Annotated in this window: 1 protein-coding gene; it reads right to left on the minus strand. The window is 66.6% G+C overall.

What is annotated here, in order from left to right:
* Positions 1 to 21 precede the first annotated feature (21 nt).
* Positions 22 to 1,782: an IS1182 family transposase gene (locus tag ABN273_RS59090; RefSeq protein ID WP_349458573.1), complete on the minus strand. Its 1,761-nt coding sequence runs from the start codon at positions 1,780 to 1,782 to the stop codon at positions 22 to 24.
* Between the last annotated feature and the right edge of the window lie 163 nt (positions 1,783 to 1,945).

Raw genomic sequence — 1,945 nt, forward strand, 5'->3', positions numbered from 1 at the left:
GATCCTGCTGGTTAACTCGTCTCAGGCTGCGAGAGCGAGTTCTGCCAGTTCGAGGCGGGCGAGGTGGCTGGTGCGGGTCCGGTCGAGCGGGTGTCCGTTCCACCAGGCATCCAGGCGGATGAGGTTGAGCGCCACGGCGGAGAAGACGTGTTCGAGGTGGACCTTCGCCAGTCCTCGGTAGCGGGCGCGGCGAAGACCGGCGACCGCGACGGCCTGGCGGACCGTGCCCTCGACTCCGGCGCGGATCTTGTATTTGTCCTGCCACTGTCGGCTGGTCTGTTCGGCGCGAGCGGCTTGGAGGGCCTGCTCGATCGACTGGTGGTGAAGGGTGAGCTGGCGACGTTCTCGGCTGGAGGTCGTGCAGAGCATGCGAACCGGGCATGGACGACAGGACGTGGTGGAGAAGGTGACCACGATCGCGTCGCTACCGCGTTGCCGGCACGGGCTCCACGAGGCGCTGGTCTCCCCTTGGGGACAGGTGACCTGCTCCTTCGCCCAATCCACCGTGAACGAGGTCCGGTCATAGCCCTTCCGGGCGCGAGCCTGAGGCGAATGATCAAGTAAGACGGGCGTCACGAGGGTCAGGCCGTAGACCTCACGCGCACCGACGATCAGTTCCGCTGAAGCGTAGCCGGAGTCGACGTAGTGCTCGCGCGGCAACAACCCACGCCGGTGCAGGTGCTGATGGACCTTCTCGGTCATCGCCACGTCGGGCACAGTGGCGTCCGTGGTCGCCACGTTCGTGATCAAGTTCGGCGGCGCGATTGCTTGGCCACGCCTGGCGTTCTCACACTCCGCGGGGTCATCCACTACATCGTTCACGGCGTGGCAGGTTTCGCTGATGTGGAGCTTGTAGCCGTTCCAGAACAAGTCCTCGCCCTTGGCCGCCCAGCGGGCATCGGTGTCATACGGGGAGGTCAAACGGGATCTGCCCGGCGGCAGCCCCTCTCCACCGTCTTCGAGGGGCCGCCGCCGCATGACCACCTCCCGCCCCTTACGGTCGGTGACGCGCACATAGTTCTGGATCAACATGACCCGCAGCGCCTGCACTGCGGGCAGATTCCGTAACCACGCCGGGGAGAACGGCGCATACACCGCTTCCACCAGCGCATAGCCGTCCGCGCCGTAGGCGCGCGCAAGCTCATCGCGTCTGGTCTGCGAGGCCGGCAGCCGCCAGGAGTCGACGCGGGCGCGGTAGCGTTCAGCCCATCCAGACAGCTCCAGGACCCTGCTCGTCCAGCCGGGGTCAGCAGCCGAGATCGCCTCCAACGCTGCGCGGACGCATTCCCCGGCCAACTCCAGCCGGTTCAGGTCCCGGACCGCGCTGATCACATGGGTGGAGTCGGTACGCATCTTGCCACCCGCCCCGATCAGGCCTTTGCCGGCAAGCTTGGCCAGCAGCAGGTCCAGCGCCCTCTCCTCCAGCCCGTGGGCGATGACCCGAGTCCGGAACTCACTGAGCACACTGGCGTCGAACCCGGGATCATCCAACGCCAACCCCAAGGCATATTTCCAGCTCAAGTCCGCACGCACGGTCTCGGCGGCCTGCCGGTCGGTCAGGTTCTCCACCCGCTGCAACACCGTGATCAACGCCAGCCGGCCCGGTGACCAGCCTGGTTTGCCCTCGGCTGCGAACGCACCCGAGAACTCCGCGTCGGAGAACAGCTCGCCCAGCTCATCCCGGACCCGGACAGGTAAGGGCGGCTGCCGCTTGCCTCGATACATCGACCGGATCGCCGCCGCGATCACCGGGTCCGGTTCCGGCCAGGACCGGGGTTGCATCGACACCGACCACTCCATCCACGACCGGGAGGAGGGGGAAACCCGGCCGCGCACCGCATGATCCCGGACGCCAAAGACTCAGGTCACGAACCTACAACCGCGTGTCGCGAGTTAACCAGCAGGATCATCGCCGCCCTGCAAAACCACCGTGTCGCACAGGATC

Origin of the sequence: Nonomuraea sp. B19D2 (genome assembly GCF_040137845.1) — a bacterium.
GTDB lineage: Bacteria > Actinomycetota > Actinomycetes > Streptosporangiales > Streptosporangiaceae > Nonomuraea.

Excerpts from the sequence above, each read along its gene's own strand:
- ABN273_RS59090 (WP_349458573.1), bottom strand. The coding sequence starts at position 1,782 with ATGCAACCCCGGTCCTGGCCGGAACCGGACCCGGTGATCGCGGCGGCG.